The sequence below is a fragment of the Pseudoalteromonas lipolytica genome (assembly GCF_003515105.1).
Lineage (GTDB): Bacteria > Pseudomonadota > Gammaproteobacteria > Enterobacterales > Alteromonadaceae > Pseudoalteromonas > Pseudoalteromonas lipolytica.
Genome location: NZ_CP032090.1, coordinates 1,448,032 through 1,475,000, shown reverse-complemented (window position 1 = coordinate 1,475,000; position 26,969 = coordinate 1,448,032). Strand labels below are relative to the sequence as shown.

Sequence of the window (26,969 nt, the reverse complement as noted above, 5' to 3'; positions counted from 1 at the left end):
AAGCATTACTCACCCGTCCGCCGCTCGTCAGCAGAGTAGCAAGCTACTCTCTGTTACCGCTCGACTTGCATGTGTTAGGCCTGCCGCCAGCGTTCAATCTGAGCCATGATCAAACTCTTCAATTAAAAGTTTTTTCTGTCCTTCCCATAAGGGAGCGGACATGCTCAATGAATTCTGAATTTATTTAACATCTTTCGATGTTGAATTGACTGTGCTGAAATAAGTAAACTTATTTCTGTTGGTCACTCAGTTTAAATTGAGACTCTAAATTTGTTTGTCTTACTACCTAAGTAGCTCGACTGTTAGAACTCAATCTGTACGAGTGCCCACACAGATGATTGCTTTATATTGTTAATGAACGTTTCGAGTTGCTTTCGCGTCTCGAGGGATGCGTATAATACATCCTTAATTTTTCGAGTCAACACTTAATTTTAAACTTTCTTTCGAAGACTTAAAACCGAAGTTTTACTTAACTCTCTGCTACGTTGTTCAGCGTCTTTCGTTGCTGCCCGCCGTGTCAGTGAGGTCGCATTATAGGGAGATGGATTTTTTACGCAAGCACTTTTCTTACTATTTTTTAATTATTTTTAAATACGTTAGATACCCACTAAGTACCAACATCTTACCCACAAAACCCTGTGGATAACTCTGGTTTTTTAACAGAATTACTAAACTATCCCTCTTTGTTGTGGTAAGTTGCGCCGCAGATTTTCCACTCGCTCACAAGGCATGTAAAATGACAGATATTATAAATAGTATAAGTGGCCTACTTTGGGGTCACATTCTGGTTTACCTATTAATAGCTGCGGGGCTATTTTTTACTCTTCGACTCGGTTTCATTCAATTCACCCAATTCCCCCATATGATCAAGGTTATGTTTCATAGCCGCCAAGGTTCAGGAGAAGGCATCTCCTCTTTTCAAGCTTTTTGTACTTCTTTAGCCGCTCGCGTTGGTACAGGTAATATGGCGGGTGTAGCAGTTGCACTTTATTTAGGGGGCGCAGGTGCTATTTTTTGGATGTGGTTGATTGCTTTAATTGGTATGGCAACCAGTTTTGCTGAAAGTACACTTGCGCAAGCTTATAAAACGGTCGATGAAGACGGTAACTTTCGAGGTGGTCCTGCTTATTATATGGAATACGGTTTAGGTAAACGTTGGATGGGCGTGATCTTTTCGCTGTGTTTGATCCTTGCCTTCGGCCTTGTATTTAATGCTGTACAATCTAACTCTATCGCTGCAGCGTTTGATGTCGCGTTTGGTATTCCAAAGTATATTGTCGGTATTACGCTTGTGCTTGGTTCAGGCATTATTATTTTTGGTGGTTTAAAGACAATTTCTCGATTCGCAGAGATGGTTGTTCCCTTTATGGCGCTTGCCTACTTACTCGTCGCACTTTATGTCTGTGCAATCAACTATGAATTATTACCTAATGTGTTTATGCATGTAATTAATAGTGCATTTGGACTTGAACAAGCAGGTGCAGGTGCTATTGGTTATGGCGTGATGCAAGCAATGATCCAAGGTATAAAACGTGGTTTGTTCTCAAATGAAGCAGGTATGGGTAGCGCCGCGAATGCTGCTGCAACAGCAACACCTAATCCGCCACACCCAGCTTCACAAGGTTATGTACAAATGCTTGGCGTCTTTGTTGATACCATTATTATATGTACAGCCACAGCGGCTCTTATTTTATTATCTCAACAATTAATCCCAGAATCAGGGGTTACGGGTATTGCACTGACACAAGCAGCACTTGAGGAGCATGTTGGAAGTTGGGGCGCAACCTTTGTTGCAATTGCGATTTTATTCTTTGCATTCACATCGATAGTTGCCAATTACTCATACGCTGAAACAAATCTATTATTTCTAGAACATAACCACGCTGCAGGTATGGTGATCTTCAGATTATTAGTGCTGGGTATGGTAATGTTTGGCGCACTTGGTGAGTTACCTATTGTCTGGACTCTCGCTGATATATCCATGGGCCTTATGGCTATCGTCAACGTTATTGCGTTATTTATGTTGTCAGGTGTCGTAATTTGGCTTGCTAAAGATTACAACACCCAACGTAAAGCGGGCAAGCTACCCACGTTTGATCCGTCACAAAACGAAAAATTAAATCAAACAATACCAAAAGGTGCTTGGCGTAAGTAAGCTTGATAGGTCTTTGCTTAATTTAGTGTCGTATTTTCAGGGAGCTGTTCAGCTCCCTTTTTTGATTCTGCAAGCTTTTCAAAAACCGTGAGTAAGAATGTAACTTGCTGTTCGGTTAACGTTACTTTTAGCTTTTCTGTTAACTGAGCTTTGACTTTTGTTTTAAGGGCTTGCTTTTGTTCTGCCGAAAATAGCGGCTGAGTTTGTTGTTGGTAAGATTGCACTGCCGTGAGCACTTCCATCACCACTTCATTGTCAAAATCAACAAGTGCTGTTTTCGCTTTCTCGAGAGCTTGTTCTGTTTTATCAAATGCCGTTGAGACTTTTTTGACTAACACACTGACTTCATGAATCTTCAGTACGTCATTGATGTTAGACATGATAATCGCAACCGGAATAAGAACAAGCGCAATGGCGAAACACACACCAAACACTGCGCCTACCCAAAACTGATTTAAACCACGTTTAAATTGTTCCATTATCTGTCCTTGATACTTTATGAATAATACCACTGATAATGTAAGGAAATTTAACGCATACATTAATCAAGTAGCCATAAACAAACTATAAAGCTATTTTGGAAATAACAAAACTAATTAGAGTAAATAAGGAAATAGAAATAAATATGAAATAGAGTAGATATAAACTTTGAAGTATAAATGGTGCCCGGGGCCGGACTTGAACCGGCACGTCCTTACGAACGAGGGATTTTAAATCCCTTGTGTCTACCAATTCCACCACCCGGGCATCGGGTCGCTCTAAGAGCATGTGGAGTATTAAATGGAGGCGGAACCCGGAGTCGAACCGAGGTAGACGGATTTGCAATCCGCTGCATGGCCACTCTGCCATTCCGCCTTATCGCTTCCAAATAATTGGAGCGGCACACGAGGCTCGAACTCGTGACCTCAACCTTGGCAAGGTTGCGCTCTACCAACTGAGCTAGTGCCGCAAATTTAGTGTTTTATCCATACAGTTTAAACTAAATAAAGTTTAAATGGTGCCCGGGGCCGGACTTGAACCGGCACGTCCTTACGAACGAGGGATTTTAAATCCCTTGTGTCTACCAATTCCACCACCCGGGCATCGGGTTTGCTATTTAAAGCAAGTGGATAAAGCTAATATGGAGCGGCACACGAGGCTCGAACTCGTGACCTCAACCTTGGCAAGGTTGCGCTCTACCAACTGAGCTAGTGCCGCATCATATTAACTCTAAAGTTAAACTATTTTAAAACTACATTTGGTATTGTAGTTAACCACAAATGGTGCCCGGGGCCGGACTTGAACCGGCACGTCCTTACGAACGAGGGATTTTAAATCCCTTGTGTCTACCAATTCCACCACCCGGGCATCGGGTTGCTCAAAGAGCGTGTGGAGTGTTGAATGGAGGCGGAACCCGGAGTCGAACCGAGGTGGACGGATTTGCAATCCGCTGCATGGCCACTCTGCCATTCCGCCAAATTAGATAATTGGAGCGGCACACGAGGCTCGAACTCGTGACCTCAACCTTGGCAAGGTTGCGCTCTACCAACTGAGCTAGTGCCGCTTTTCTTTATCTTGTGGGCTATGCCCTCTCAACACGGACGCATTCTACAGAGATTATTAAACGCGTCAATATAAAAAATGCGAGTTTTAAACTGTTTGCTTATTTTTTATCTAAAATGGTGTGTAATTATACGTTTAGGATCAATTTTTGGTCAATTCTGACCAAGCAGCAAACAAATATTGCAGCATCGAACTCAATGTTAAGAACGTGGCAATATATAAAAGTCCATAACTTAAATAAATCATCCAGGTATCAAACTGCCAAATAAGTCCGATTATCGCCAACATTTGTGCAGCTGTTTTGAACTTGCCCATATTAGATACAGCAACGTTATCTCGTTTGCCCTGCTCTGCCATCCATTCGCGTAAGGCAGAAATAACTATTTCACGGCTAATGATAACAAGTGCGGGAATCGTCATATATAAATTCTGATAATGACTAGATAATGCCACTAATGCAGCACAGACCATTACTTTATCGGCAACAGGGTCTAAGAATGCACCAAAAGGTGTAGACTGATTTAAACGGCGTGCTAAATAGCCATCAAGAATATCAGTAATTGATGCAAGCCAAAAAACAAACGCGGCCGCGAAAAACGCCCATGAATAAGGTAAATAAAATATCACCAAAAAAATGGGGATAAGAAAAAGTCTAAAGGTTGTGAGTGTGTTTGGAATATTCCACATAACTACTTGGAGATGTCTTTTTTTCTATATTCGCATGAAGGCTACGCCTTGTCATGCAAATGATTAAATATCTTTTCAGCCATTTCAGGGCTGATCCCAGGAACTTGTTTTAGTTGTTCTATATTAGCAGCTTTTACCCCTTGCATGCCCCCTAAATATTTTAATAATGATTGTCGGCGCTTTTGCCCCACACCATTTATTTCTTCAAGTAATGATTGAGTCCGTTGTTTCTGACGCTTATTACGATGTCCTGCAATTGCGAAACGGTGTGATTCATCGCGAATATGTTGGATCAAATGAAGTGCCGGCGCATCTGAATCAAGCGGAATAGTCTTCCTACCGCCGTCAATCAATAAGGTTTCTAAACCGGGCTTACGGCTCGTGCCTTTTGCTACGCCAACTAACAGTGGCATTTTGCTATGGGGCCAATTTTCAAAATATTGCTCAGCACGCGATAATTGCCCCTTACCACCATCAATAAAGATAACATCTGGGATCTTGTCTTCATCAACAACTTTGTTATAACGCTTGTTTAACGCAAACTCCATGGCGGCATAGTCATCACCGCCAGTAATACCCGTCACATTAAAGCGACGATACTCTTTATTATTTGGCCCTTGTGAGTCAAACACGACACAACTTGCTACTGTGTTTTCACCCATTGTATGGCTGATATCAAAACACTCCATGCGATTAATGTCGTCAAGCCGAAGTGTTTCTTTTAATTGCGCATAACGCTTGTTAATTGAGTCTTGCGTGCTTTGTTTTACACTTATGCTGTTAAGCGCATTCTTATTTGCAAGCTTTAAGTATTGCGCTCTCTCACCTCGATTCGCTACTTTCAAGGTGACTTTACGCTCTGAAATTGTGGTAAGCGCATTACTCAATGGCTCACTTTCTTCAATAGCAAACGGCAAAATGATTTCTTTTGCAATTCGCCCTGTTGCACCCGGTGCTAAATAGTATTGCCCTAAGAAGGAGGTGAGAATTTCTTCTTGCCCTGAATCCTTAGGGACTTTAGGAAAATAAGTCTTACTGCCTAATACTTTATGATCGCGGATCATTAATAAATGTACGGCATTTAAACCGTTTAAATGTGCAAAGCCCACCACATCCATTTCAGCATGATTACCTGAAATAGATTGTTGCTCTTGCATTTTTCTAAGCAACAAAATTTGGTCACGTACTTTAGCAGCCAGTTCAAACTTTAGTGCTTTACTGGCCTGTTCCATTTTTGTAATTAAATCGGCAATAACTTCATGTGACTTGCCAAGTAGAAACTTACGAACAAAGTCGACTTCTTGACTGTACTCTTCATCAGATACTTTGTTGACACAAGGTGCAGAACAGCGTTTTAACTGATACTGAAGGCATGGGCGACTTCGTGCACGATAATAGGCATCTTCACATTGACGAACAGGAAAGATTTTTTGCATTAGCCGTAAGCTTTCTGATACCGCACCCGCACTTGGAAAAGGACCGAAGTACTCACCTTTAATTTTGCGACTACCACGATGAAACGCCAAACGGGGATGTTTATGATTTGTCAGTAAAATATACGGATACGATTTGTCATCTCGCAGTAAAATATTATAGCGAGGCTGATATTTTTTTATAAGGTTGTTTTCGAGAAGAAGAGCCTCAGTTTCTGTATTCGTCAGGGTAACTTCAATGCCACAGATATTGCTAACTAATACACGCGTTTTACTGTCTGTTACATTGCTGCGAAAATAACTTGTAACACGCTTTTTGAGGTTCTTTGCCTTACCGACATAAATAACTTGCCCTTCACTATCAAGCATTCGGTATACACCGGGTTCGCTTGATAGTGTTTTAAGAAAACGGGCGGAATCGAAATCAGACATTGAGCAAATTAATGCGAGCTATCAATGTCGATCATTTTATGACGTATCGCCAAATGGGTTAACTCAACATCGCCACCCACATTTAGCTTTTCAAACATACGATAGCGATAGCTATTGACTGTTTTAGAGCTGAGGTTTAAACGCTCTGCGATATCTTGTGCTTTTTCACCTTTGGTGATCATAAGCATAATTTGCAGTTCACGCTCAGATAAACTTTGGAAAGGGTTTTCATCAGTACGACCGCTAACTTGCGCAAGAGCAATCTGCTGGGCAATTTCAGGCGCAATATAACGCTGACCCGCATTAACAGCACGAATGGCATTAACCATTTCATCAGACCCAGCCCCTTTGGTTAGATAACCATGGGCACCAATTTGCATTACTTTACTTGGGAATGGATCTTCACAATGTACAGTAAGCACAATAATTTTCACATCAGGGCAGTAACGACAAATTTTCTTCGTCGCTTCTAAGCCGCCAATACCTGGCATATTCATGTCCATTAACACGATATCAGGTGAGTTTTGACGGCAAAATTGCACCGCTTCTTCACCTGTTTTAGCTTCACCCACCACTTTAAAACCACGAACATCATCAAGTATACGTCTGATCCCTGTCCGTACAAGCTCATGGTCATCAACTAAAAGTACATTAATCAATGGAACACCCTCAAATAACCCAAATATATGCTTTTGCACTATTTAATGTGCCACATTAGCACAGAAGAAGTGAAACGATAAATCAAAATATCGTTTCACTCGTTAATTTTACGCTGCGGCTTTCTCGCTAAAGCGATCAACCCACAACGCAATGATACCATCGCCTGTTACATTACAGGCAGTACCAAAACTGTCTTGCGCTAAATAAAGGGCAATCATTAATGCCACTGCACCTTCATTAAAACCAAGCATACTTGTTAACAAGCCTAACGCAGACATCACTGCACCACCTGGTGCACCCGGTGCTGCAATCATTACAACGCCTAACATCATAATAAATGGCAACATACCAAACAATGACGGCACATCCATATTAGGTGATAAAAACATGACAGCCATCGCACAGGTAACGATTGTAATCGTCGAACCTGATAAATGAATGGTTGCACATAGAGGCACAGTAAAGTTTGCAACATCTTCTTTTACATTGTTGGCTTTACTAGAGCGTAACGAAACTGGAATCGTCGCCGCGCTCGACATTGTACCTAAAGCAGTAAAATAAGCTGGCAGCATATTTTTTACAAGCTCTAATGGGTTACGCTTTAATAATAAACCAGTTGTTACATATAAAACGGTTAGCCATAACCAATGCATTATAAGTGCGGCAAGTAACACAATACCGAAGGTTTGAAGGGTATCAACAACGGTACCAGCCACTGTCATTTCAGCAAACACACCAGCAATATAAAATGGTAATGCTGGAATAATTACTTTCGCCAACAAGCCATCAATAACATCGCGACCTTGATCTGACACTTTCTTTAAAGTATCCAGCTGCAACTGGCTCATACCAATACCAAACACAAATGCGGTTGCAAGCGCGGTCATCACACCCATTAACGGCGGAATTTCTAGATCAATAAAGCTACCCACTTCTGTGGCAACTTCAGCTTCAAATGTTAAGCCACCATCAAATAATGGGATCATGGCACTCACGAGTAAAAATGCCAATGTGCCAGCAATGATGGTAGAGCCATAGGCAAAGCCAACTGTTTTGCCAAGTAAGTGGCCCGAGCCTTTTGGCAAACCAGCAATACCTGATGCAATAAAAAATAAAATAATCAGCGGAATCGTAAAGGTGATCAACTGACCAATAATTTCTTTTGCTGTATAAAGGAGTTCAACACCCGTTAGTGGCACATACAAGCCCACTAAAATACCGGCAACAATACCGGCAATTAATTTAAGAATTAACTTCATAACGATCACTTCTTTTTTTTGGTGGTAACCTTTTACCACGTTTTGATTTACTTTTGTTATAAAACAGCCAAATTTGTGTTTGATTGCCTAATTTACCACCACGATTATCCTGAATCTAATTTGAACGTAAATATATGCACCCTATCGCGTTGCATTTGTTAACAAACTCGTAAATTAATAACATGCGCGCAGTTTTGAATACCAAAAATAGTACTTATGTATAAATCAATTTTAAGTGTGGCCCTTTTGTGTACGCCTTTTACAAGCTTGGCGACTAGCCTACCCATTCAACTTCCATTTATTGCTGAATCTGCAACAGTTGATGGTCAACTGGATGAACCTAGTTGGCAGCAAGCCAGAAAAATAGTAATCGATAATGTCACTTGGCCTTACGAGAATGCTAAGAGCCCAGTTACTACCTTTGCCTATGTCTATGAAGATGGCGAAACCTTATACATAGGTTTTGAAGCAAACGATCCGAACCCTGAACTTATTCGCGCTTTTTACCGTGACCGTGATGCTGCATGGAATGATGACCTAGTCGGCCTAAAAATAGATTCATATAATAATTCGCAGCTTGCTTATCAATTTTTTATTAATCCATTAGGTGTGCAACAAGACTCCATTGAAAACGAGCTTACAAAACATGAAAGCTCTTCATGGGATGGTATTTGGGATAGCGAAGGCGTTATTCATGACCGTGGTTATACCGTTGAAGTGGCTATTCCACTTCGCGTACTTAACTTCGATGACAGCATTAAAACCAAAACCATGGCTATGGAGTTTGTCAGATTCTTACCACGCAGCGAACGTTTGCGTATTTCTAATATGAAAATTGACCACGGCAATAACTGCTGGATTTGCCAAATGCCAAGCTATCAAGGTTTTGAAGAAGCCAAACAAGGGAATAACGTGGCCGTGATCCCCTCTATTGTATTAGGCAAAAATGAAACCCGAGAGATAGAGAATGCTCATATTGATGAATGGGAAAGTGAAAACACCACCGAAGCAAGCTTAGATTTGAAATGGGGTATAACACCCGATATCACATTAAATGCCACTATTAATCCTGACTTTTCACAAGTTGAGGCCGATGTAGCGCAGTTAAGTGTTAACAACAACTTTAGCTTGTTCTTTCCTGAAAAGCGGGCATTTTTTCTTGATAATGCAGACTACTTTGCTTCAACACTCAATTTAATCCACACCCGTAATATTGCTCAACCTGATTACGGCACAAAAATAACGGGTAGCAAAAATGGTCATACTTTCGCAGGCTTTATAGCCAACGACAATCAAACCAATGTGCTGATCCCTGGCAACTTGGGCTCGTCGCTTGTCTCTCTTGACAGTAAAAGTGAGAACGGTGCTTTGCGCTATCGATACGATTTTGAATCAGGTTTGTCATTAGGCTCAACAGCCACACACCGTCAGAGTGATGACTACAAAAACACGGTATACAGCATCGACAGCAAATATAAACCAACGGTGAACGACACGTTTCTCGTACAAGTCCTGAAGTCGGAAACTCAGTACAGTCAAACATTTATCGATGAGCTTTGCGATGGCAATAACTGCACACAGCCAGAACAAGTGACATGTGAAATCAATCACGACTGTGATTATAACGAAGGTGTTTTGCGGGTACTCAACCAACAGGAGCAATCAGGGAACGGTTACTTTGTAAAATACCAACACGACGAAAAATATTGGCGTGCGTTTGCAGACTATAATTACCGCGATGCCGACTTACGCGCTGATTTAGGTTTTATCTCACAAGTTGATTTTAAAAAATTCACCACCGGTGGTGAATACCGCTGGTATGGCGATAAAGGTAATTGGTGGAATCGAGCTAACCTTTATGCCGATTGGGATATTACACATAACGAGAATAACGAACTACTTGAGAAGGAAGCGCAGTCAAGTTTTTCAGTCAGTGGCCCATTACAAAGCTTCTTTGAGTTATCAGTTGAACATCGAAACCGCAGAGGGCTTCGTCATGACAAGTCACGACTAGACATAGATGACAACACAGATCTATTTAGCGAAAACGGCATTGGCTTTTACAGTGACTTTAAGCCACAGGCAGGTTTATTTGCCTCTCTATATATGTATACCGGAAATGCAGTCGATTTAGCGAATAACCGTGTTGGTGAAAAGCTGCATATTCGTCCTGTTCTAAATATGAACTTAGGTAAGCACTTTGAAGTACGATTACGTCATACATACGAACAACTAGAAGCTGATGGTAGCGATGTTTTCACTGCTAATTTAAGCGATGTACGTTTGACTTACCAATTTAACGTCAATAGCTTTTTACGTCTCGCTGTAATTTACACAGACCTAGAGCGCAATCAAGCTAACTATCAAGACGACGTAGACAGCCAATACAAAAAGCTCGCCACACAATTACTGTATTCATACAAATTGAACCCACAAACAGTCTTTTTTGCTGGCTATTCTGATAATGGCTACCAAGATGATGAACTGTCATCAATCACCCAAGAACAACGAACCTTATTTGCTAAGTTCAGTTACGCTTGGTTATTGTAGACTCATTGAGGGCACTCAAACGAAGTGCCCTTTTTTCCTTTAGTTTTAAAGCTTATTCCTAAATGCTATAAGCCTATTCGCTATATGTTATAGCCAAACTTTACTTTCGTTTTTTATTAGGCGAAGTAAAGTGTGACTATTACAGATCGATAGCCTAAGCTATTTGATCCCGATTGAATAAATTGCTTCCAAGGGAACATTATGTCTAACATTTTTGAAGATAATTCATTAACGATTGGTAACACACCAATTGTAAAGCTTAACCGCGTTACCACAGGTAATGTGTTTGCTAAAGTAGAATCACGTAACCCGAGCTTCAGTGTTAAATGCCGTATCGGCGCTTCAATGATCTGGGAAGCTGAAAAGTCTGGCGTTTTAACAAAAGACAAAGAGTTAATTGAACCTACATCTGGTAATACGGGTATTGCATTAGCATTCGTAGCCGCTTCTCGTGGTTACAAATTAACTCTGACTATGCCAAATACAATGAGCTTAGAACGTCGTAAGCTATTAAAAGCATTGGGTGCAAACCTTGTGTTAACCGATGGTGCTAAGGGGATGAATGGCGCAATTGAAAAAGCGAAAGAAATTCAAGCGAGCGAGCCTGAAAAGTACATTCTTTTACAACAATTTGAAAATCCAGCCAACCCTAAAATCCACTTTGAAACCACGGGCCCTGAGATCTATGATGCAATGGATGGAAAAATCGATATCTTCGTAGCTGGTGTAGGCACGGGCGGTACAATCACTGGCGTGAGTCGTTACCTTAAGCTTGAAAAAGGCCTAAATGTGCAATCTGTTGCTGTTGAGCCAACAAACTCACCTGTTATCAGCCAAACGCTTGCTGGTGAAGAAATCAAACCAGGCCCTCATAAAATTCAAGGTATCGGAGCCGGCTTCATCCCGGGCAACTTAGATTTAGAAGTTGTCGATTCAGCGGAACAAGTATCAAATGAAGATGCGATTGCAATGGCACATGAATTGATGAAAAACGAAGGGATTTTAGTCGGGATTTCTTCAGGTGCAGCGGTTGTTGCAGCTAAACGTTTAGCTGAAAAACCAGAAAATGCAGGCAAAAATGTTGTCGTTATTTTACCAAGTGCAACAGAGCGTTACTTATCTAGCCCATTGTTTGCAGAAGAATTTAGCGACAAAGAATTAGTACAGTAATCACACACTCAAAATCAAAAAAAGGATGCATGTGCATCCTTTTTTATTACATAAAATTCAATATTATCCAATAAATTTACTGAGTTAACTTTACATCACTGCCATTTCGTCACACACTTAAAGTTATCTTGAACTGCCAAACAATAACAATGAAAAAAATACTCTTTATTTGTGCTCTATTAAGTGGCGTGCTGCTGTTCGGTTGCGGCTCTGAAGATTCTCCAAAAGGTGAAAAGAACACACCAGGAAACACGGCAACCTTATATTTCGATGCCCTTTATAATCAAAAAGATTTCGATCTTGCAATGCAATATGCCACCCCTAAAATGGCGCGCATTATGAAATCTTACGGCACAGCAAGCCAATTTGCGCGTAACCTTATTAATATGCAATACGATGAAGTCGTGATTGAAGTCGATATGACAAATATGAGTCTACGCGAACAGTACGGTGATAAAGCGAATATAAACCTAATATTTACCGGCTACTTTAATGGTAAGAAAATAGATGATATGCGCAGTGTTCAAATGATACGTAAAAAGAGCAATTGGTATATCGAAAAAATTAATCCAGACCCATTTGCACGATAAATAACGTTTAAAAAAGCCTTGCTCTTGCAAGGCTTTTTTATGCTATGAGCTACAGCTCACCGGGGGCAAAGTTATCAACAGCAATGGCTCGTTTTCGCAGCGCATTTGCTTCATTCATTCGCTCAACAACCGTGTCGTTAATCAAGTTTTTTTCTGCCGCTGCCGCTATCGCATCTTCAAGCTCTAAATTACGGCCAATGGTGCCCTCTTTTTGCCACTTGCGCAGCTGCTTGAAGTCTTCATGAGTATCAATCATCGCCATAAAGGCATTTTCCATCACACCCGTCCCCGCATTCTCATCTACATAGCACAAGTGAGTTAACCTATCTCTGAACACCCCAGGTTTACTCATGTGCTCACACATAGTTTGCGCCAGCTCATCACTTGGGCGGTGATAATGGTTACCTAATGGAAACACAATACGTTTAAGTAAAAAGTTCACTACAGGGTTTGAGAAGTTTTTGAAAAAGCCATCAAATGCTTGGCCAATACTAAACAGTGAATGTTCTACTGCGTATTGAACAAACGGTAAATCGGCCTGTTGACGCCCTTCATCTTCGTAACGTTTAAGTACACAAGAAGCTAAATACAGGTGGCTTAGAACATCGCCTAAGCGTGCTGAAATCATTTCTTTGCGCTTTAACTCGCCGCCTAAAACTAACATCGCTACATCGGTGCAAAACGCTAAGCCTCGGCTCATGCGCCCTAATTGCTTATAATACACAGAAGTGGCACCACTCACAGGCGCTTTGGCAAAATAACTACGCGTTAAACCGTGTACAAAAGCCATCCCCGCATTACTGCCAGCAAACAAAATATGCTGTAGTAGTAGCGCGTCGAACTCTTTTAACGCTAAGTCGTGATCTTCCATTGCAGCAGCTTCCATTTCTTTAAGTACAAATGGATGACAGCGGGTTGCGCCCTGACCAAAAATCATTAAATTACGGGTAAGAATATTCGCGCCTTCTACCGTAATAGACACTGGGATCCCCATATAACCATGAGCTAGATAGTTATTAGGCCCGACTTGAATTCCCTTGCCTGAATGAATATCCATTGCGTCGTTCATAACTGTACGACCCATTTCTGTCATATGGTATTTGGCAATTGCAGTGACTACCGAAGGGCTCAATTTTAAATCAATGGCTCCTGCGGTCATGAGTCGAGCAGACTCAAGCGTGTAAGTTAACCCGCCGATGCGTGCCAAAGCCTCTTGCACTCCTTCAAATTGACCAATAGAGACACCAAACTGTTGACGAACAGTGGCATAGGCAGATGTCATCCGTGAAGCTAAATGCCCGGTTGCTGTGCTTAAGGCGGGTAACGAAATACCGCGGCCTGCGCTTAAGCATTCAACCAACATACGCCAACCTCGTCCTGCACCCTGCTTTCCACCAATAATCCAATCAAGCGGAATAAATACATCTTTACCGTACGTGGTGCCATTCATAAACGCCATATTCAATGGATAGTGGCGCTCACCTGTTTGCACGCCTTCGTGGTCGGTTGGAATTAACGCACACGTAATGCCCAGCTCTTTTTTATCACCTAGTAAACCATCGGGGTCATACATTTTAAACGCGAGCCCCAACACGGTCGCAATCGGTGCAAGCGTAATGTATCGTTTCGACCAGTTAAGTTTTAAACCAATGACTTCTTCGCCATTAAACTCACCTTTACACACGACACCCGTATCAGGAATACTCCCTGCATCTGAGCCGGCCTCAGGTCCTGTTAATGCAAAGCATGGCACATCATCACCTTTTGCAAGGCTTGGTAGCCAACGCTCTTGCTGCTCTTTTGTACCGTAATGAAGCAGTAATTCTCCCGGTCCTAAGCTATTAGGAACCATAACCGTCACAGCGGCTGTTAGACTCTTAGTGGCAATTTTAGACACAATGGTCGAGTTAGCAATTGCCGAAAATTCACGACCACCAAACTTCTCTGGAATGATCAGTGCAAAGAAACCTTCTTTTTTCAGGTAATCCCATACTTCTTTAGGCAGGTCTTTATCTTTTTGAACAATTTGATAATCGTCGAGCATTGCCAGCAAGGTTTCTACTTGCTCAGCTAAAAATGTACGTTCTTTTTCGCTCAACTCAGGCTTAGGAAAGCGATGTAGCTTTTGCCAATCAGGGTTACCACTAAATAACTCACCATCCCACCAAACATCACCCGCTTCCATTGCTTCGCGTTCTGTTTGAGATAAAGGCGGTAATACCCTTTTAAACATACTAAATGTAGGTCGCGTGATCAGGTTTATGCGAATATCTTTCACAGCAAAAATCACAATCACAGCAACCAGTAACAGAATAATTACAGTAGTCATTGTGCAATCCTTTTATTTTAATCAACTGCCTCAAGTATGACTGATCGTACCATAAATACAACGTGTCAAATCGTAACGGTGACTCAATTCGGCTCTTCGCTTGTTCTTTTTTTCGACACTGCTATTATGCCACTACCATACTAAAACTACTGACACATCAGAGCTCAGCCAGTAGTTCGATAACAATAACATTCTTTAGGGAAAAACTATGAAGACTCCATTTAAGCTCAGTGTGAGTGCTGTAATGGTCGCAAGTGCGTTGGCACTTTCTGGCTGTAACGACGAAGCGCCTACTGCGAAAACAACGACCACGCAAACACCACCCCAAGCAACAGCACAAGATGCAGATAAATTTATCGCAGAAACAGAAAAAGAATTAAGTGCACTGTTTTTAGAATCGAGCCGTGCTGAATGGATTTACGCAAACTTCATTACTCATGACAGTGCTGAGTTATCAGCAGAAGTTAATCGAAAAATGACTGAATCGGTTGTGCGACTCGCTAACGAAGCAGCCAAGTTTGACAGTATAGAGCTTGATTACGATGCGCGCCGAAAACTCGATAAACTAAAGCTAGCTCTCACATTGCCTGCACCTCAAGATGCAGCAAAAACTGCTAAGTTATCACAGCTTGTGGCTGAACTCGGCGGTATTTATGGTAAAGGGAAATATTGTAAAGAAGAGGGAAGTTGTTTAAGCCTAGGTGAAATGACCGCTAAAATGGCCACCAGCCGAGACTACAACGAACTACTCGATTTATGGCAAGGTTGGCGACAAGTATCAAAACCTATGCGCCCGTTGTATGAACAACAGGTTGTGCTAACCAATGAAGGCGCTAAAGAGCTAGGTTACGCAGATACAGGTGCAATGTGGCGAAGCAAGTACGATATGCCTGCTGATGATTTTGCCAAAGAACTCGATCGTATTTGGGGTCAAGTTAAACCACTTTACGAATCGCTTCATTGTCACGTTCGTGCAAAACTGGGTGAACAATATGGTGAAGATAAAGTACCCCAAGACCAACCAATCCCAGCACATCTATTAGGCAACATGTGGGCACAAACGTGGGGCAATATCTATGATGTTGTTGCGCCTGAAAACGCAGATCCTGGTTACGATGTGACAGCATTGCTTGCTGAACACGATTACGATGAACTAAAAATGGTTCGCGGTGCAGAAAAATTCTTTACATCAATGGGATTCGCACCACTTCCTGACACGTTCTATGAACGTTCATTATTTATAAAGCCTCGTGATCGTGATGTGTTGTGTCATGCCTCTGCATGGAACATCGATAGTAAAGACGATTTACGAATTAAAATGTGTATTCAACGCACAGGCGAAGAGTTCTCAACTATTCACCACGAGTTAGGGCATAACTTTTATCAACGTGCCTACAACACTCAACCGGTTTATTATCAAGAAAGTGCGAACGATGGTTTCCATGAAGCAATTGGCGACACCATTGCCCTCTCGGTAACGCCGGGTTACTTGAAAGAAATAGGCCTGTTAAATGAAGTGCCTGATGAGTCTAAAGATATTGGGCTATTAATGAAAATGGCTCTTGAGAAAGTCGCCTTCATTCCATTCGGCCTGCTTGTCGACCAATGGCGCTGGAAGGTATTCTCTGGCGAAGTAACACCTGAAAACTATAATAAAGCATGGTGGGAGTTACGTGAGAAATATCAAGGTGTGCAAGCGCCAATCGCTCGAAGTGAATCAGACTTTGATCCCGGTGCAAAATACCATGTTCCAGGTAATGTGCCTTATACACGTTATTTCTTAGCTCATATTTTACAGTTTGATTTCCACAGAAGCCTTTGTAAAATTGCGGGCAACGAAGAAGCCATTCATCGCTGTTCTGTGTATAACTCTAAAGAGGCTGGTGAGAAACTAAATGCAATGCTTGAAATGGGCTCGAGTCGTCCATGGCAAGAAGCACTTGCAACCATTACCGGTAAAGAACAAATGGATGCCACTGCAATCTTAGATTACTTTGCACCATTACAAAAATACCTTGATGAACAAAATAAAGACCGTGAGTGCGGTTGGTAAACAACCTAAAGCAAAAAGCCCGCATATGCGGGCTTTTTCATATAATCAAATAAATGATTAGAACTGCAGGCTAACGTTTGCGAAGTATGCATCGTAATCTGAGTCATCCCAGTTGTTTGCATAACCCACTTTTAAGCCCACATTTTTGTTGAAATAATGTTGAGCACCAAAGCTGTAATCATCTTCTTTGTTAAATGTAACAAATGCCGATGTTGCTTTTGAGAAATAGTAGTTAGAACCTAACTCCCATGAACTACCTGCATTATCAGTATCAGAGATAGTCCCTTCAACCGTTAAGTAATTACCTTGTTTAAGGTCCATGAAGTACTTCGCATTCACCGCGCGATAATCAAAGTCATCATCCGCTGTTAATGTGAAGCCCACGTAATCTGTGCTGTTTAGCTGGTGATTGTACTTAAGATCAAACATCACCGAATTTTCACCGTCTTCAACGTCGATGAATGTCGCTTTTAACAGTAGGTTCGGATTAAAGAAATAACCCGCAGATACGTTAAATACATCTGTGCTCGAACCATAGTCATAATTGTTATAGCCCGCACCAAATACGAAATCTTTTACAAAGTACTCACCGCCAAGACCCGTCACATCACCAAAGTCATCATCAGCATACGAACCATACACGTTGGTTGTTTTGTTGATGTATTCAAATTGATCATACGGACCTAATGTCGTCTTTGGAGCAAAGTAGTAAGTTGAATCAACACTCACAGTGTCGTTGCCATCGGTGTCCATGTACCCTAAATGGCTAATTGATTGATAACTATCCGCAGCAGTCGCGGCAGTTGACAGAAGCATACTTGAAATAATAACTGCTAACTTTTTCATAAACAGATTTCCCTATTAACATTGTTTTATTGCTATTAAAAACTAGCCTGTTGGCTAATGTGGGCACATGCTAACGTGAGAAAACTGAACAACAACTTAACTAAGCATTTGTTTTTACTATACTAATTGTAATAAAGTGTCGGTAAATGTAAAGAAAAAGTTGGCTTAAACGGATGTTCAAAGCCCCCTTTTTCTAGAAAAGAACAAGCAGTTCAGTACCTTATATAGAGAATTGGCTTATAATTTTATAAACTTCATTAATGTTATCTCCGGCTTTAAAGTCTTTAGTGATTGGTGTTGGATCTGACCCAACCCAAATTTTCAACTCCGCATCTAAATCAAAATGACCGGCACTTTCCTTACTAAACTTGGTGATTTTTGAATAAGCAATACTCAAAATTTCCATTTTAGAACCAGTAACACCTTGTTTATCAATAAGGATTAGTCTTTTATTGGTAAAGATAAACATATCGCGTACAACCTTGTAGGCTTTTTGTACGCTTTCTCCTTCAATTAATGTATTGGCAATTAAATGCTCTAAGTCACTGTTATCGACTTCGCTTGCATTCCCCATTAACCCACTTAATAGACCCATGATTAGCTCTCCTTATTAAATATTTGATTTTCAAGTGTATGACCATTAACCAATTGGCGATAGTGCCAACCTTGTTGATAACAAAAATGAAGAAGATTGATATCAAATGGGTCAGCGCCTTTTTCAAACTCTATAACATATTCTTTTGATTGACTCATATAGACATGGTTGACCTCTGGCAAACTTGATAGTTTGGTCTCTACCCCGTCGTATAATTGACTCAGTTGCAAAGTGATATAATGTTTGTTGTCCTGACTTGTTGAACGAGCTTGATGCTCGCTTAACACACCTTGGTCTAAATGCAGCACTTGAGAGCATAAACGCTCGAGTTCAGTTAAATCATGCGAGCTCAAAATAAAAGTCGCTTCATTGCTAAGTGTACTGACAAGCTCGCGCACTTCACGCGCATGAATCGGATCAAGGCCAGCGGTTGCTTCATCTAGCATCACGATTTCAGGTGTGCCTATTAATGCTTGCGCAATTGTGACGCGCTTGCGCATGCCATGCGATAAATCATCAGGGCGATGTTTAGCTACCTCAGCCAAACCAACCAGCTCAAGTACGCGTGCGGTTTCTTTGTTGCGTACCGCATTGCTTAAGCCTTGTAATTGACCATAAAAATTAAGTTGATGGGCAATGCTAAAGCGCGGGTCCAGTTGAGCATCTTGTGGTAATGCAGTGAGCTTACCAAACAAGGCCGCACTGCCCGGTTTATGTCCCATTACCGATAAACTTCCTGCGCTAGGTAAAATGTAACCACAGAGCAAACTAAATAGCGTTGTTTTACCGGCTCCATTTGGCCCAACCAATGCCACTGGTGCCCCTTTACTAATTTCGAAACTGACATTATCGAGCGCACGTTTACTGCCATAATTTTTCGATAGACCTTCGCCACGAATTAATACGGTCATAATGAACTCCTTGCAAAAATACGCTCAGCCACAACTAACAAAACAGCTGTCTGCAGCAAAGGTAAACCGACACCTAACATCAGCCCAGCCCTTTGCCCTGCCATAAGGTCAATTTGATAACCTGGAAACAGATAATTTAACACCTCAAAAATAGGCCATTGCCAGCTTAAAAGACCAATAATAATGTTCCCTGCTGCAAAAAATAAAATAGCCAAAACAAAGGATAATCGCGCAGAACGTGCAAACGTATTTAAAAAACTCATTAACGCGATAAATGGCATAACGGTGATCACTAAATGCAGTAATAAAACAACACTGCGGCTAAGCCCAGATACAAATAAGCTCGGCTCTCGGTACGCTAACATCGAAACAGTGGCCATTAAGGTCACAAATAAAAGTACGGTGAGTATTAATAACTGCCCTAAAAAGCGACCTATAATTATTTCGCTACGCGTCGCTCTCAAGGATAAAAAGCGCAGTGTGCCGCGTTGTTTATCTCCCACGGTTTGGTCACTGCATAAAAATAAACAAAAACCAGGAAAACTAAACAAAGCAATAAGCCAATACACCGCAAGCTCTGATTCTGGCCAATCGAGAAGTTTACTAATTCCGATAGCACCAAACATTTGCCTCGCAAAATCGGCAAAATCTGGCGAACTTATTAAGCTAACAGATTGCGCTATGGGGTAGCGTAAAATTAATAACCAACAAATGGCAAATGCGGCAACGGCTAGTAACCCTCTTTTAGTTAAAAAGAGTCTTACAAGCTCAAATTGTGCAATTTGCGCAAGGCGTTTAGGATGTAACTGCGTCACTCATAATCCTTAATGAATTTTAATATTTAATTTACACTAAGGTGAAACAGCTTGAATTACCAGAAAAAAAGAGCCGATAAACGGCTCTTATGTAACAAAGTATATTTTTAAGTTAGAGGTGCTGCTCATAAATGGCGAGTGCTTGATCTAAATCGGCTAGCAAATCAGCCACATCTTCTAGGCCTATATGTAAACGTATCACAGGGCCTTGCGTCCAACCTGTTTCAGAACGCAGTCCTTTCATGGTTAAGTTTGCCGTGACGAGGCTTTCATATCCTCCCCATGAAAAGCCCATTTTAAAATGCTGTAAGCTATCTAGAAATGCATCAATGGCTTGCTGATTACCTGCTTTCATTACAAATGAAAACAAGCCATTACTGCCATCAAAGTCACGCTTAAAGAATTCATGCCCTGGGCATGTTTCGAATGCAGGATGGCGTACATGATCAACCAATGGGTGGGTTTCAAGCCATGTTGCAACGTCAATTGCAGCTTGCTCATGTTGTTTTAATCTCACAGCCATCGTACGAAGGCCGCGCAATGCTAAATACGCATCATCTGCTGAGGTACATTGACCCAATAAATATGAGTTTTCTCTTAATGTTGGCCAATATTTTTTATTTGAAACCGCCACACCCATCATTACATCGGAGTGACCAACAATGTACTTTGTTGCAGCTTGAATACTGATATCAACACCGTGCTCAAGTGGGCGATAATGCAATCCGTTCCCCCACGTATTATCGAGCATGGTCATCACACCACGTTCGTTTGCTTTAGCAACCATCGCTGGCACATCTTGAATTTCCATGGTGATTGAGCCCGGCGATTCTAAAAATAGCACGCGGGTGTTGTCTTTTATAAGCGCACTAATGCCCGCGCCAATGCCTGGCGGGTAGTAAGTGGTTTCTATGCCCAAGCCCGCCAGTATTTTATCGCAAAAGTCGCGTGTCGGCTCATAAGCCGTGTCGACCATTAAAATATGATCACCCGTTTTTACAAACGACAATAAAGCGTTACTAATAGCCGCAGCGCCTGATGGATAAAGCGCACAGCCTTCGCCACCTTCAAGTTCAGCGATGGCTTCTTGTAATGCAAAGTGTGTTGTTGTTCCTCGTCTGCCATAAAAAAGTGTTTTATCACCCCGTTTTTTTGCTGCTTCTTTTAACTCTGCAACTGAGTCGAATACCACCGTTGACGCACGTTGCACTACCGGGTTAACAACGCCTTGCGTATAGGCTTTCTTACGCCCTGCAGAGACGAGTTGGGTATTTCTATTTATCTTTTTCATTTGTTTTCCAATCTGCTTTACAGGTTGCGCCAGTGCTCAACCAAAAATCGTGAAATAGAATCTTGTCGTGTTAGCTTAAGGTGATTGCCTTGTTCATGCCATTGCCCAAATTCATTAAGTTCAGCACGACTAAACCATCTCGCATCGTCTAATTCGTCTTTATCAACTAAGATATCTTCTGACACGGCGGTTGCCATAAAACCAAACATTATAGAGGAAGGAAATGGCCACGGTTGAGAGGCAATGTATTGAATGTCTGTCACCTCAATCCCCGCTTCTTCCATTACTTCGCGTGCAACGGCTTGTTCTAACGTTTCGCCAGGATCAACAAATCCAGCAAGCGTTGAATAAACCCCTTCGGGCCAACTGGCTTGGCGGCCTAGTAAACAGCGCTCAACGCCATCAGCAAAGGTTTTTGTTACAATCATAATAACGGCAGGATCAGTGCGCGGGAATGTTTGATGTTGGCAGGTTTGATTTTCACATAAGCGTGAATGACCCGCTTCAACCATGTTATTTTCATGACCACACCGACCACAAAAGCGATGCGTTGCATGCCAGAAGCACAAACCTCTGGCAAGGGCTGCAATAGAGCCTTGTTTAAGTTCAACTTGAGGGCCTAACTTGCGAATATCAACAAATTCAGCACCATCAAGTACGGGAGCTATTACCGATTCTGGAACGTCACTTACATCCAATGCAAAATGAGCAATGTCCTGCTCATCAAGGCCAAGCAAAATGCCTTTTGATAAGTCTAAATGATCCACTTGCGATAACCGTAAATAACATACTTGCGGCGTATCTTTTACGAATAAACTTTGATTTTTATTAACCAATAACCAGCGGCTTTGCGAATTTATTTGTGCCTTTAGCCACTTAGGATCTTTGCGACGATTTGATGCACGGTCCAATGGCATTTGAGAGTAATTCAGCATGACGTTCCTTTGAAATAATTTACATCTTCTACTCTAACCATTTAAAGAAACTACGTTTTAGTATCCTAAAAAGGTTCGTCTACGAAATTACCATAAGCTGATGATAAACCCAATTTATAACGGGCATAAAAAAAGCCCAAATGGGCTTTTTTATGCTCTCTCACAATTTTACAAGCTCGCTAGGTGTGCCTGTAATTTTTGGTTTTCAGCCTCTATGTGCTGATAAAACGCCAAATCTTCTAATTTACTTGCGGCAGCTTTATCGATAATAATCACTGCATCTTTGTGTAGCTGCAATGCTGATGCTGGGCATTTCGCCATTAATGGGCCTTCAACCATCGCATGTACAGCATCGGCTTTACTTTCACCTGTAGCTAGCAGCACCACTTTTTTAGCGTCGAGAATGGTGCCAATCCCCATCGTAATTGATAAATGAGGCTGGTATTCGCCCTCAGCAAAAAAACGCGCGTTATCATCTATCGTTGCTTTAGTCAGTGTTTTAACACGTGTGCGTGATGCAAGCCCTGACGACGGCTCATTAAAGCCAATGTGACCGTTACGACCAATGCCCAGTAATTGCACATCGATGCCGCCCGCATCGACAATTTTTTGCTCGTAGTCTTTACACGCAACCAAAGGATTCTCTGCATCCCCTGGCGGCACATGCGTATTGGTTTTATCGATATCAATATGATTAAACAGCTGCTCATTCATAAAGTATCGGTAACTTTGTGGATGCTCACCTGTTAAACCTAAGTATTCATCTAAATTAAATGTTGTCGCTTGGCTAAAGGAAATATCACCCGCTTTATTTTTAGTAATGAGTTCTTGATATAGCGCAACAGGTGTTGAACCTGTTGCGAGACCAAGTACTGACGCTGGCTTTTTTAATAATTGTTTTGCAAAGATGTCAGCACCATAGGCTGCGACTTGTGCGGCATCATCAAGAATCACTATTTGCATATCGATTAGCTCTAATTTTAAGTTGGAAAAAAATGGGATCTAAAACCCAACCACACGTGCAATCTAATTGGGTTTTAGATCAAGCCACTGCCAGGATACGGTACAGTGACTACAACCATTATGACAACGCTGTCATTATCACTTTTAGATTTAATTTTGTAAAGTAAAAGTGAATAAAAAATAACTGTTTTCGACAAAAAATGGGGCTATTTTGTCATACACTCACAAAAATTTTGCGGCGGTACATCCAATGTAACACCAGCATTTGAACGGCCAGTAATGCAATAACACTCATTAAAGGCTGCCATATTTCTGGTGTTGAGCGGATCACTCCACCAAACACACTTTGGCTTACATAACCCCAATTCACCAAACTTGATGCCAAATAAATAATAATTGAATTAGCACCAATGATCACAAATGGATACGCTGCTCGCTGGCCTGGCAGAATATCCACCAGCGCGTAAAACACAGCAAGTAACATCGCACTCCAGCCAACAGTGACCAATACAAACGAACTCGTCCATAATTCTTTATTTACCGGAAAATGTAAGTCCCATAACCAGCCTAAACACACACAGATAACCCCTGAGGCAAACAGTATCACCGACATTTTCCATTCACCCATTTGCTGAGCTCGGGCAATAAGTTGGCCTGCAAACACACCGATTAAAGCATTAACAATCGCTGGAACATTCGACAGCACGCCTTCTGGGTCAACGACACGGTTTTGATAGCTAATGCCTGGTAATAAATGTGCATCAAACCATGCATTCCAACTCCCCGCTGCAGATAGGTCCCCTGCACTGCCACCGGGTACTGGCACAAAGCACAAAAGGACCCAATAACCGACTAAAATAGACAATGCCGTGATAACTTGAGTACGCAGACTCGTGTGCCACACTAGCATGGCACAAAAAAACCACGCGATCGCAATGCGACCAAGTACACTGGCATAACGGATTTCATCAAGCGCCACAGGCATGCCTGTGCCCCAACCATGATTATACAAAATCCCTAATAGGCACAATAATAACAAACGTTTAGCTGCCTTACGGTAATACACTTTACGCTCATCCCAACTTAAGTGGTCAATGCGCTTCGGTGCAAGCCCCATAGCAACGCCTGATAAGAAAATAAATAACGGGAAAATTAAGTCATAAAAAGTAAAGCCATGCCAGGCACTGTGCACAGTATGTGCTTCAAATACTTTCCAGCCAGTCCAGCCTGTTAACACAAATAGCGCTGCGAATATCGACTGACCACCTAATATCCAAAACATGTCCATGCCACGAAGCGCATCTAATGAGGCTAAACGTTTTTTTGTAGGGTGTGTTGTTGTCATGTTATTACCTCGAATACAAAAAGCCCCGCGATACAACGGCGGGGGTTTTTACCAGGGAAGTTAATTACAGCGCTTTACCAGCAATAAAAGTAGCTGTCACACATTGATGCTCATCAAGTACGACAAAATCGGCATCATAGCCTTCTAGTAAGCGGCCTTTTTTCTTTAAACCGAGGTACTGTGCAGGATACAGTGACGCCATGCGTAATGTTTCCGCTAAACTAACATCTAAGGTATTCACGGTGTTTCGCACCGCGCTTGCCATGTCTAATACACTGCCCGCCAACTCGCCCGTCGTTGAATTTAAACGATCACCTGTTCGAATTACTTTTCGACCATCAAAAAAATCAAATTCCATATCATTTGTACCCACAGGTGGCATCGCATCTGTGACTAACATGATTTTCCCACGTTGCTTGGTACGAATTGCCAACTTGGCTGATGATGGGTGTACATGGTGACCATCAACAATCAACCCGCACCAGCTGTTATCATCCCAAAGCGCGGCACCAACAACACCAGGCTCTCGAGAAGTAAACGCTGACATAGCATTAAATAAGTGTGTAAACCCATCGGCTCCCGCTGCAAGTGCTGCATTCGTTGTCGCAAAATCAGCATTCGTGTGACCAATAGATACTTTTACACCACATTCGATTAAACGAGCAATGTCGTCGGTACTGACACTTTCAGGTGCCAAGGTCACCATTTTTATACCCAAGTCTTGACGTGCATAAATCGCAAATTCTTGTTCTGTTATTGGTCGAATGAATTGCTCACTGTGCGTGCCTTTTTTAGGGAATGATAAATGTGGGCCTTCGAAGTGTATTCCTAGTACCCCAGGTACCCCCTCAGCAAGTGCTTTGGCTGTTGCATCAGCCGCCATCGCCATTACTTCGACTTTATCGGTGATCAAGGTGGGCATCAGTGCCGTAGTGCCAAATTGACCATGTGCTTTCGCTATTCGGTCTAAGCATTCTGTTGTTTGCTCAGCATTAAAGAAGGCACCGCCTCCTCCATTCACTTGTACATCAATGAAACCCGGAGCGACTAAGCCATCTAATTCAATCGCATTATCAACAGCATCAACAAATGTCATCACCCCATTTGCAACACTAAAAAAAACATTTTCTAAAAACTCGTCACCGGTAAACAATGACGTAGCATGATAAGTAGCCATTACAGAGCAACCTCTTGATTTTGTTCGAGCACTGATTGTTGTGCGAAATACACAGCGCCCATTTCTGGTGGCTGAATAGGCGCTTCTACGCGTTTTGCTATCTCGGTATCAAGCCATTTATTAAGGGGCTCCGCTAGGCCACCAATCATCGATAACCGAGGAGGCTTATTTTCAAGTAAACGGTGCGCTAATTTACTCACATAATCAGCACCATCTTGAACGATAGCAGTGGCAACCGCATCGCCATTATTAGCAGCGTCAAACACATAGCGCGCTAGTTTTGCATAACTACTTGAAGGCTGTCCCGACATTTGCTCAACAATACCCATCGCATTTTCAGCAGAAAAATGTTCAGTAATCACTCTCGTTAAGCTCGTTGAAGGCCCTAAGCCATCTAAATTAAGTAATGCGGCTTTAATTGCTTCTAAGCCCATCCATGCGCCACTTCCTTTGTCGCCTAACGCAAAACCGTGGCCACCAAAGTTAGTCGTGCGACCATTTACGCATGAAAAACCACATGAGCCCGTGCCTGTGATAATAACAGCGCCATCACTGCCCTCATGTGCCCCTATACACGCGGTGTGTAAGTCGGTCGTTAAGAACATTTGTTTGAATGGATGATCCCATTCCATAATTTTATCGTAAAGGCTCGGAAGATTTACACCCGCTAATCCTAAGCCAGCATAAAGTTGATGAACCGTTTCAAGGGGTAATCCCGCGTCTCGAAGCGCAAGCTGTGTGGAAACCATGATTGATTCAAGTGTGCGTTCCAAACCATGTAATGGATTCGCTGGACCACCCAGGCCGGTTCCTAATACACCCTGTTTAACAGAGTAGATAGTTGCTCGACATTTCGTTCCGCCACCATCAATACCAATAAACAACTGGTCCTCACTCACACTCTTCGCCATCATTTAACGACCCCTAACCTTCGTTTAGTTTTTGTCTCAATCGCACTTTTTTTCTTATCTGAATGCGAAATCATCTCGACCCATGTTGATTTAATGTTACACAAAAAATGACAGCGTTGTCATTATATTTTTTATAAAAATTAGCATTAGTTTCATATTTATTCATAATCCACTGAATTAAATAGCTTTATTTAAAGGTAAGAAATTTTAATTCTCCACCAAGGATGGCTGATAACGCTTTCATTCACACCTTTTTTGGCATAAATCTGGTTTTGACAAACCACGTTTCCTTTATTTGTAATCAGTGTAACTCATGTTAG

Annotated in this window: 21 protein-coding genes, 8 tRNA genes and 1 rRNA gene (1 of these 30 running past the window's edge); 5 read left to right on the top strand and 25 right to left on the bottom strand. The window is 41.8% G+C overall.

Annotated elements, in window-relative coordinates; genetic code table 11:
* Positions 1-125 (bottom strand): 16S ribosomal RNA (locus tag D0907_RS06750) (it extends 1,417 nt beyond the left edge of the window).
* Positions 126-736: 611 nt separating this feature from the next.
* On the opposite strand from D0907_RS06750, the gene D0907_RS06745 reads away from it, so the two are divergent.
* The gene (locus tag D0907_RS06745; RefSeq protein ID WP_036969309.1) at positions 737-2,155 is read left to right on the top strand and encodes an alanine/glycine:cation symporter family protein; all 1,419 of its coding nucleotides are present in this window, start codon (positions 737-739) and stop codon (positions 2,153-2,155) included.
* 17 nt (positions 2,156-2,172) lie between these two features.
* Here D0907_RS06745 and D0907_RS06740 read toward each other — a convergent pair whose 3' ends face one another.
* The 13 genes from D0907_RS06740 to D0907_RS06680 form a co-directional block, all read right to left on the bottom strand.
* Entirely contained in the window at positions 2,173-2,634 is a 462-nt protein-coding gene (locus tag D0907_RS06740) for a hypothetical protein (RefSeq protein ID WP_036969311.1), read from the bottom strand.
* Positions 2,635-2,815: 181 nt separating this feature from the next.
* Positions 2,816-2,902, bottom strand: a tRNA-Leu gene (locus D0907_RS06735).
* A 34-nt stretch (positions 2,903-2,936) separates the two neighbouring features.
* Positions 2,937-3,010, bottom strand: a tRNA-Cys gene (locus D0907_RS06730).
* Positions 3,011-3,028: 18 nt separating this feature from the next.
* Positions 3,029-3,104, bottom strand: a tRNA-Gly gene (locus tag D0907_RS06725).
* A 46-nt stretch (positions 3,105-3,150) separates the two neighbouring features.
* Positions 3,151-3,237 (bottom strand) — tRNA-Leu (locus D0907_RS06720).
* Positions 3,238-3,276: 39 nt separating this feature from the next.
* Positions 3,277-3,352: transfer RNA gene (locus D0907_RS06715), tRNA-Gly, on the bottom strand.
* Positions 3,353-3,415: 63 nt separating this feature from the next.
* Positions 3,416-3,502 (bottom strand) — tRNA-Leu (locus D0907_RS06710).
* A gap of 34 nt (positions 3,503-3,536) precedes the next feature.
* Positions 3,537-3,610, bottom strand: a tRNA-Cys gene (locus tag D0907_RS06705).
* 12 nt (positions 3,611-3,622) lie between these two features.
* Positions 3,623-3,698 (bottom strand) — tRNA-Gly (locus D0907_RS06700).
* A gap of 140 nt (positions 3,699-3,838) precedes the next feature.
* Complete coding sequence (pgsA, locus tag D0907_RS06695) at positions 3,839-4,384, bottom strand: CDP-diacylglycerol--glycerol-3-phosphate 3-phosphatidyltransferase (RefSeq protein WP_036969313.1); 546 nt, start codon at positions 4,382-4,384, stop codon at positions 3,839-3,841.
* A 41-nt stretch (positions 4,385-4,425) separates the two neighbouring features.
* Positions 4,426-6,249, bottom strand: coding sequence for an excinuclease ABC subunit UvrC (uvrC, locus tag D0907_RS06690; protein WP_074989866.1), 1,824 nt, complete (start codon positions 6,247-6,249; stop codon positions 4,426-4,428).
* A gap of 8 nt (positions 6,250-6,257) precedes the next feature.
* Positions 6,258-6,908, bottom strand: coding sequence for a UvrY/SirA/GacA family response regulator transcription factor (gene uvrY, locus D0907_RS06685; protein ID WP_036971600.1), 651 nt, complete (start codon positions 6,906-6,908; stop codon positions 6,258-6,260).
* A 108-nt stretch (positions 6,909-7,016) separates the two neighbouring features.
* The gene (locus D0907_RS06680) at positions 7,017-8,168 is read right to left on the bottom strand and encodes a dicarboxylate/amino acid:cation symporter (RefSeq protein WP_036971603.1); all 1,152 of its coding nucleotides are present in this window, start codon (positions 8,166-8,168) and stop codon (positions 7,017-7,019) included.
* Between the two features lie 216 nt (positions 8,169-8,384).
* Between D0907_RS06680 and D0907_RS06675 the strand changes: the two genes are divergently transcribed.
* The 3 genes from D0907_RS06675 (at position 8,385) to D0907_RS06665 (ending at position 12,478) form a co-directional block, all read left to right on the top strand.
* Positions 8,385-10,718 carry a carbohydrate binding family 9 domain-containing protein gene (locus D0907_RS06675; RefSeq protein ID WP_118844196.1) on the top strand — a complete coding sequence of 778 codons (2,334 nt, stop codon included), beginning with the start codon at positions 8,385-8,387 and terminating at the stop codon, positions 10,716-10,718.
* Between the two features lie 201 nt (positions 10,719-10,919).
* Positions 10,920-11,888, top strand: coding sequence for a cysteine synthase A (gene cysK, locus D0907_RS06670; protein WP_036969317.1), 969 nt, complete (start codon positions 10,920-10,922; stop codon positions 11,886-11,888).
* A 149-nt stretch (positions 11,889-12,037) separates the two neighbouring features.
* Positions 12,038-12,478: a hypothetical protein gene (locus tag D0907_RS06665; RefSeq protein ID WP_036969320.1), complete on the top strand. Its 441-nt coding sequence runs from the start codon at positions 12,038-12,040 to the stop codon at positions 12,476-12,478.
* A gap of 49 nt (positions 12,479-12,527) precedes the next feature.
* Here the strand turns inward: D0907_RS06665 and D0907_RS06660 are convergent, their stop codons facing one another.
* Entirely contained in the window at positions 12,528-14,807 is a 2,280-nt protein-coding gene (locus tag D0907_RS06660; RefSeq protein WP_036969322.1) for an acyl-CoA dehydrogenase, read from the bottom strand.
* Between the two features lie 208 nt (positions 14,808-15,015).
* On the opposite strand from D0907_RS06660, the gene D0907_RS06655 reads away from it, so the two are divergent.
* On the top strand, positions 15,016-16,860 hold the full coding sequence (locus tag D0907_RS06655) for a M2 family metallopeptidase (RefSeq protein ID WP_118844195.1): 1,845 nt from the start codon (positions 15,016-15,018) through the stop codon (positions 16,858-16,860).
* Between the two features lie 57 nt (positions 16,861-16,917).
* Here D0907_RS06655 and D0907_RS06650 read toward each other — a convergent pair whose 3' ends face one another.
* From D0907_RS06650 to nagK, 10 genes are all read right to left on the bottom strand, one after another.
* A complete protein-coding gene (locus D0907_RS06650; RefSeq protein WP_036969325.1) occupies positions 16,918-17,706 on the bottom strand; it encodes a putative porin in 789 nt (262 codons plus the stop codon).
* A gap of 220 nt (positions 17,707-17,926) precedes the next feature.
* Positions 17,927-18,301, bottom strand: a complete 375-nt coding sequence (locus D0907_RS06645; protein ID WP_036969326.1) for a PH domain-containing protein — start codon at positions 18,299-18,301, stop codon at positions 17,927-17,929.
* A gap of 2 nt (positions 18,302-18,303) precedes the next feature.
* Positions 18,304-19,212 (bottom strand): ABC transporter ATP-binding protein, encoded by a 909-nt coding sequence (locus D0907_RS06640; RefSeq protein WP_118844194.1) that lies wholly within the window; start codon positions 19,210-19,212, stop codon positions 18,304-18,306.
* Positions 19,209-20,027: an ABC transporter permease gene (locus tag D0907_RS06635; RefSeq protein ID WP_036969330.1), complete on the bottom strand. Its 819-nt coding sequence runs from the start codon at positions 20,025-20,027 to the stop codon at positions 19,209-19,211. Before D0907_RS06635 ends, D0907_RS06640 begins: the two co-directional genes overlap by 4 nt.
* Before the next feature lie 112 nt (positions 20,028-20,139).
* On the bottom strand, positions 20,140-21,318 hold the full coding sequence (locus tag D0907_RS06630; protein ID WP_036969333.1) for a cystathionine beta-lyase: 1,179 nt from the start codon (positions 21,316-21,318) through the stop codon (positions 20,140-20,142).
* 17 nt (positions 21,319-21,335) lie between these two features.
* On the bottom strand, positions 21,336-22,253 hold the full coding sequence (gene nudC / locus D0907_RS06625) for an NAD(+) diphosphatase (RefSeq protein WP_075594117.1): 918 nt from the start codon (positions 22,251-22,253) through the stop codon (positions 21,336-21,338).
* Positions 22,254-22,421: 168 nt separating this feature from the next.
* Positions 22,422-23,216: a glucosamine-6-phosphate deaminase gene (gene nagB / locus D0907_RS06620; protein WP_075594118.1), complete on the bottom strand. Its 795-nt coding sequence runs from the start codon at positions 23,214-23,216 to the stop codon at positions 22,422-22,424.
* Between the two features lie 214 nt (positions 23,217-23,430).
* Complete coding sequence (nagX, locus tag D0907_RS06615) at positions 23,431-24,561, bottom strand: transmembrane glucosamine N-acetyltransferase NagX (RefSeq protein ID WP_065979347.1); 1,131 nt, start codon at positions 24,559-24,561, stop codon at positions 23,431-23,433.
* A gap of 64 nt (positions 24,562-24,625) precedes the next feature.
* A complete protein-coding gene (gene nagA, locus D0907_RS06610; protein ID WP_036969341.1) occupies positions 24,626-25,738 on the bottom strand; it encodes an N-acetylglucosamine-6-phosphate deacetylase in 1,113 nt (370 codons plus the stop codon).
* Complete coding sequence (gene nagK, locus D0907_RS06605) at positions 25,738-26,652, bottom strand: N-acetylglucosamine kinase (protein ID WP_036969344.1); 915 nt, start codon at positions 26,650-26,652, stop codon at positions 25,738-25,740. The genes nagA and nagK overlap by 1 nt, the downstream gene beginning before the upstream one ends.
* Positions 26,653-26,969: the final 317 nt, after the last annotated feature.

Coding starts and splice junctions, on each gene's coding strand:
- D0907_RS06680 (WP_036971603.1), bottom strand. CDS start 8,168: ATGAAGTTAATTCTTAAATTAATTGCCGGTATTGTTGCCGGTATTTTA.
- cysK (WP_036969317.1), top strand. CDS start 10,920: ATGTCTAACATTTTTGAAGATAATTCATTAACGATTGGTAACACACCA.
- D0907_RS06660 (WP_036969322.1), bottom strand. CDS start 14,807: ATGACTACTGTAATTATTCTGTTACTGGTTGCTGTGATTGTGATTTTT.
- uvrC (WP_074989866.1), bottom strand. CDS start 6,249: ATGTCTGATTTCGATTCCGCCCGTTTTCTTAAAACACTATCAAGCGAA.
- nagB (WP_075594118.1), bottom strand. CDS start 23,216: ATGCAAATAGTGATTCTTGATGATGCCGCACAAGTCGCAGCCTATGGT.
- D0907_RS06740 (WP_036969311.1), bottom strand. CDS start 2,634: ATGGAACAATTTAAACGTGGTTTAAATCAGTTTTGGGTAGGCGCAGTG.
- nagX (WP_065979347.1), bottom strand. CDS start 24,561: ATGACAACAACACACCCTACAAAAAAACGTTTAGCCTCATTAGATGCG.
- D0907_RS06630 (WP_036969333.1), bottom strand. CDS start 21,318: ATGAAAAAGATAAATAGAAATACCCAACTCGTCTCTGCAGGGCGTAAG.
- D0907_RS06665 (WP_036969320.1), top strand. CDS start 12,038: ATGAAAAAAATACTCTTTATTTGTGCTCTATTAAGTGGCGTGCTGCTG.
- D0907_RS06650 (WP_036969325.1), bottom strand. CDS start 17,706: ATGAAAAAGTTAGCAGTTATTATTTCAAGTATGCTTCTGTCAACTGCC.
- D0907_RS06745 (WP_036969309.1), top strand. CDS start 737: ATGACAGATATTATAAATAGTATAAGTGGCCTACTTTGGGGTCACATT.
- nagK (WP_036969344.1), bottom strand. CDS start 26,652: ATGATGGCGAAGAGTGTGAGTGAGGACCAGTTGTTTATTGGTATTGAT.
- pgsA (WP_036969313.1), bottom strand. CDS start 4,384: ATGTGGAATATTCCAAACACACTCACAACCTTTAGACTTTTTCTTATC.
- nagA (WP_036969341.1), bottom strand. CDS start 25,738: ATGGCTACTTATCATGCTACGTCATTGTTTACCGGTGACGAGTTTTTA.
- D0907_RS06675 (WP_118844196.1), top strand. CDS start 8,385: ATGTATAAATCAATTTTAAGTGTGGCCCTTTTGTGTACGCCTTTTACA.
- D0907_RS06655 (WP_118844195.1), top strand. CDS start 15,016: ATGAAGACTCCATTTAAGCTCAGTGTGAGTGCTGTAATGGTCGCAAGT.
- nudC (WP_075594117.1), bottom strand. CDS start 22,253: ATGCTGAATTACTCTCAAATGCCATTGGACCGTGCATCAAATCGTCGC.
- D0907_RS06640 (WP_118844194.1), bottom strand. CDS start 19,212: ATGACCGTATTAATTCGTGGCGAAGGTCTATCGAAAAATTATGGCAGT.
- D0907_RS06645 (WP_036969326.1), bottom strand. CDS start 18,301: ATGGGTCTATTAAGTGGGTTAATGGGGAATGCAAGCGAAGTCGATAAC.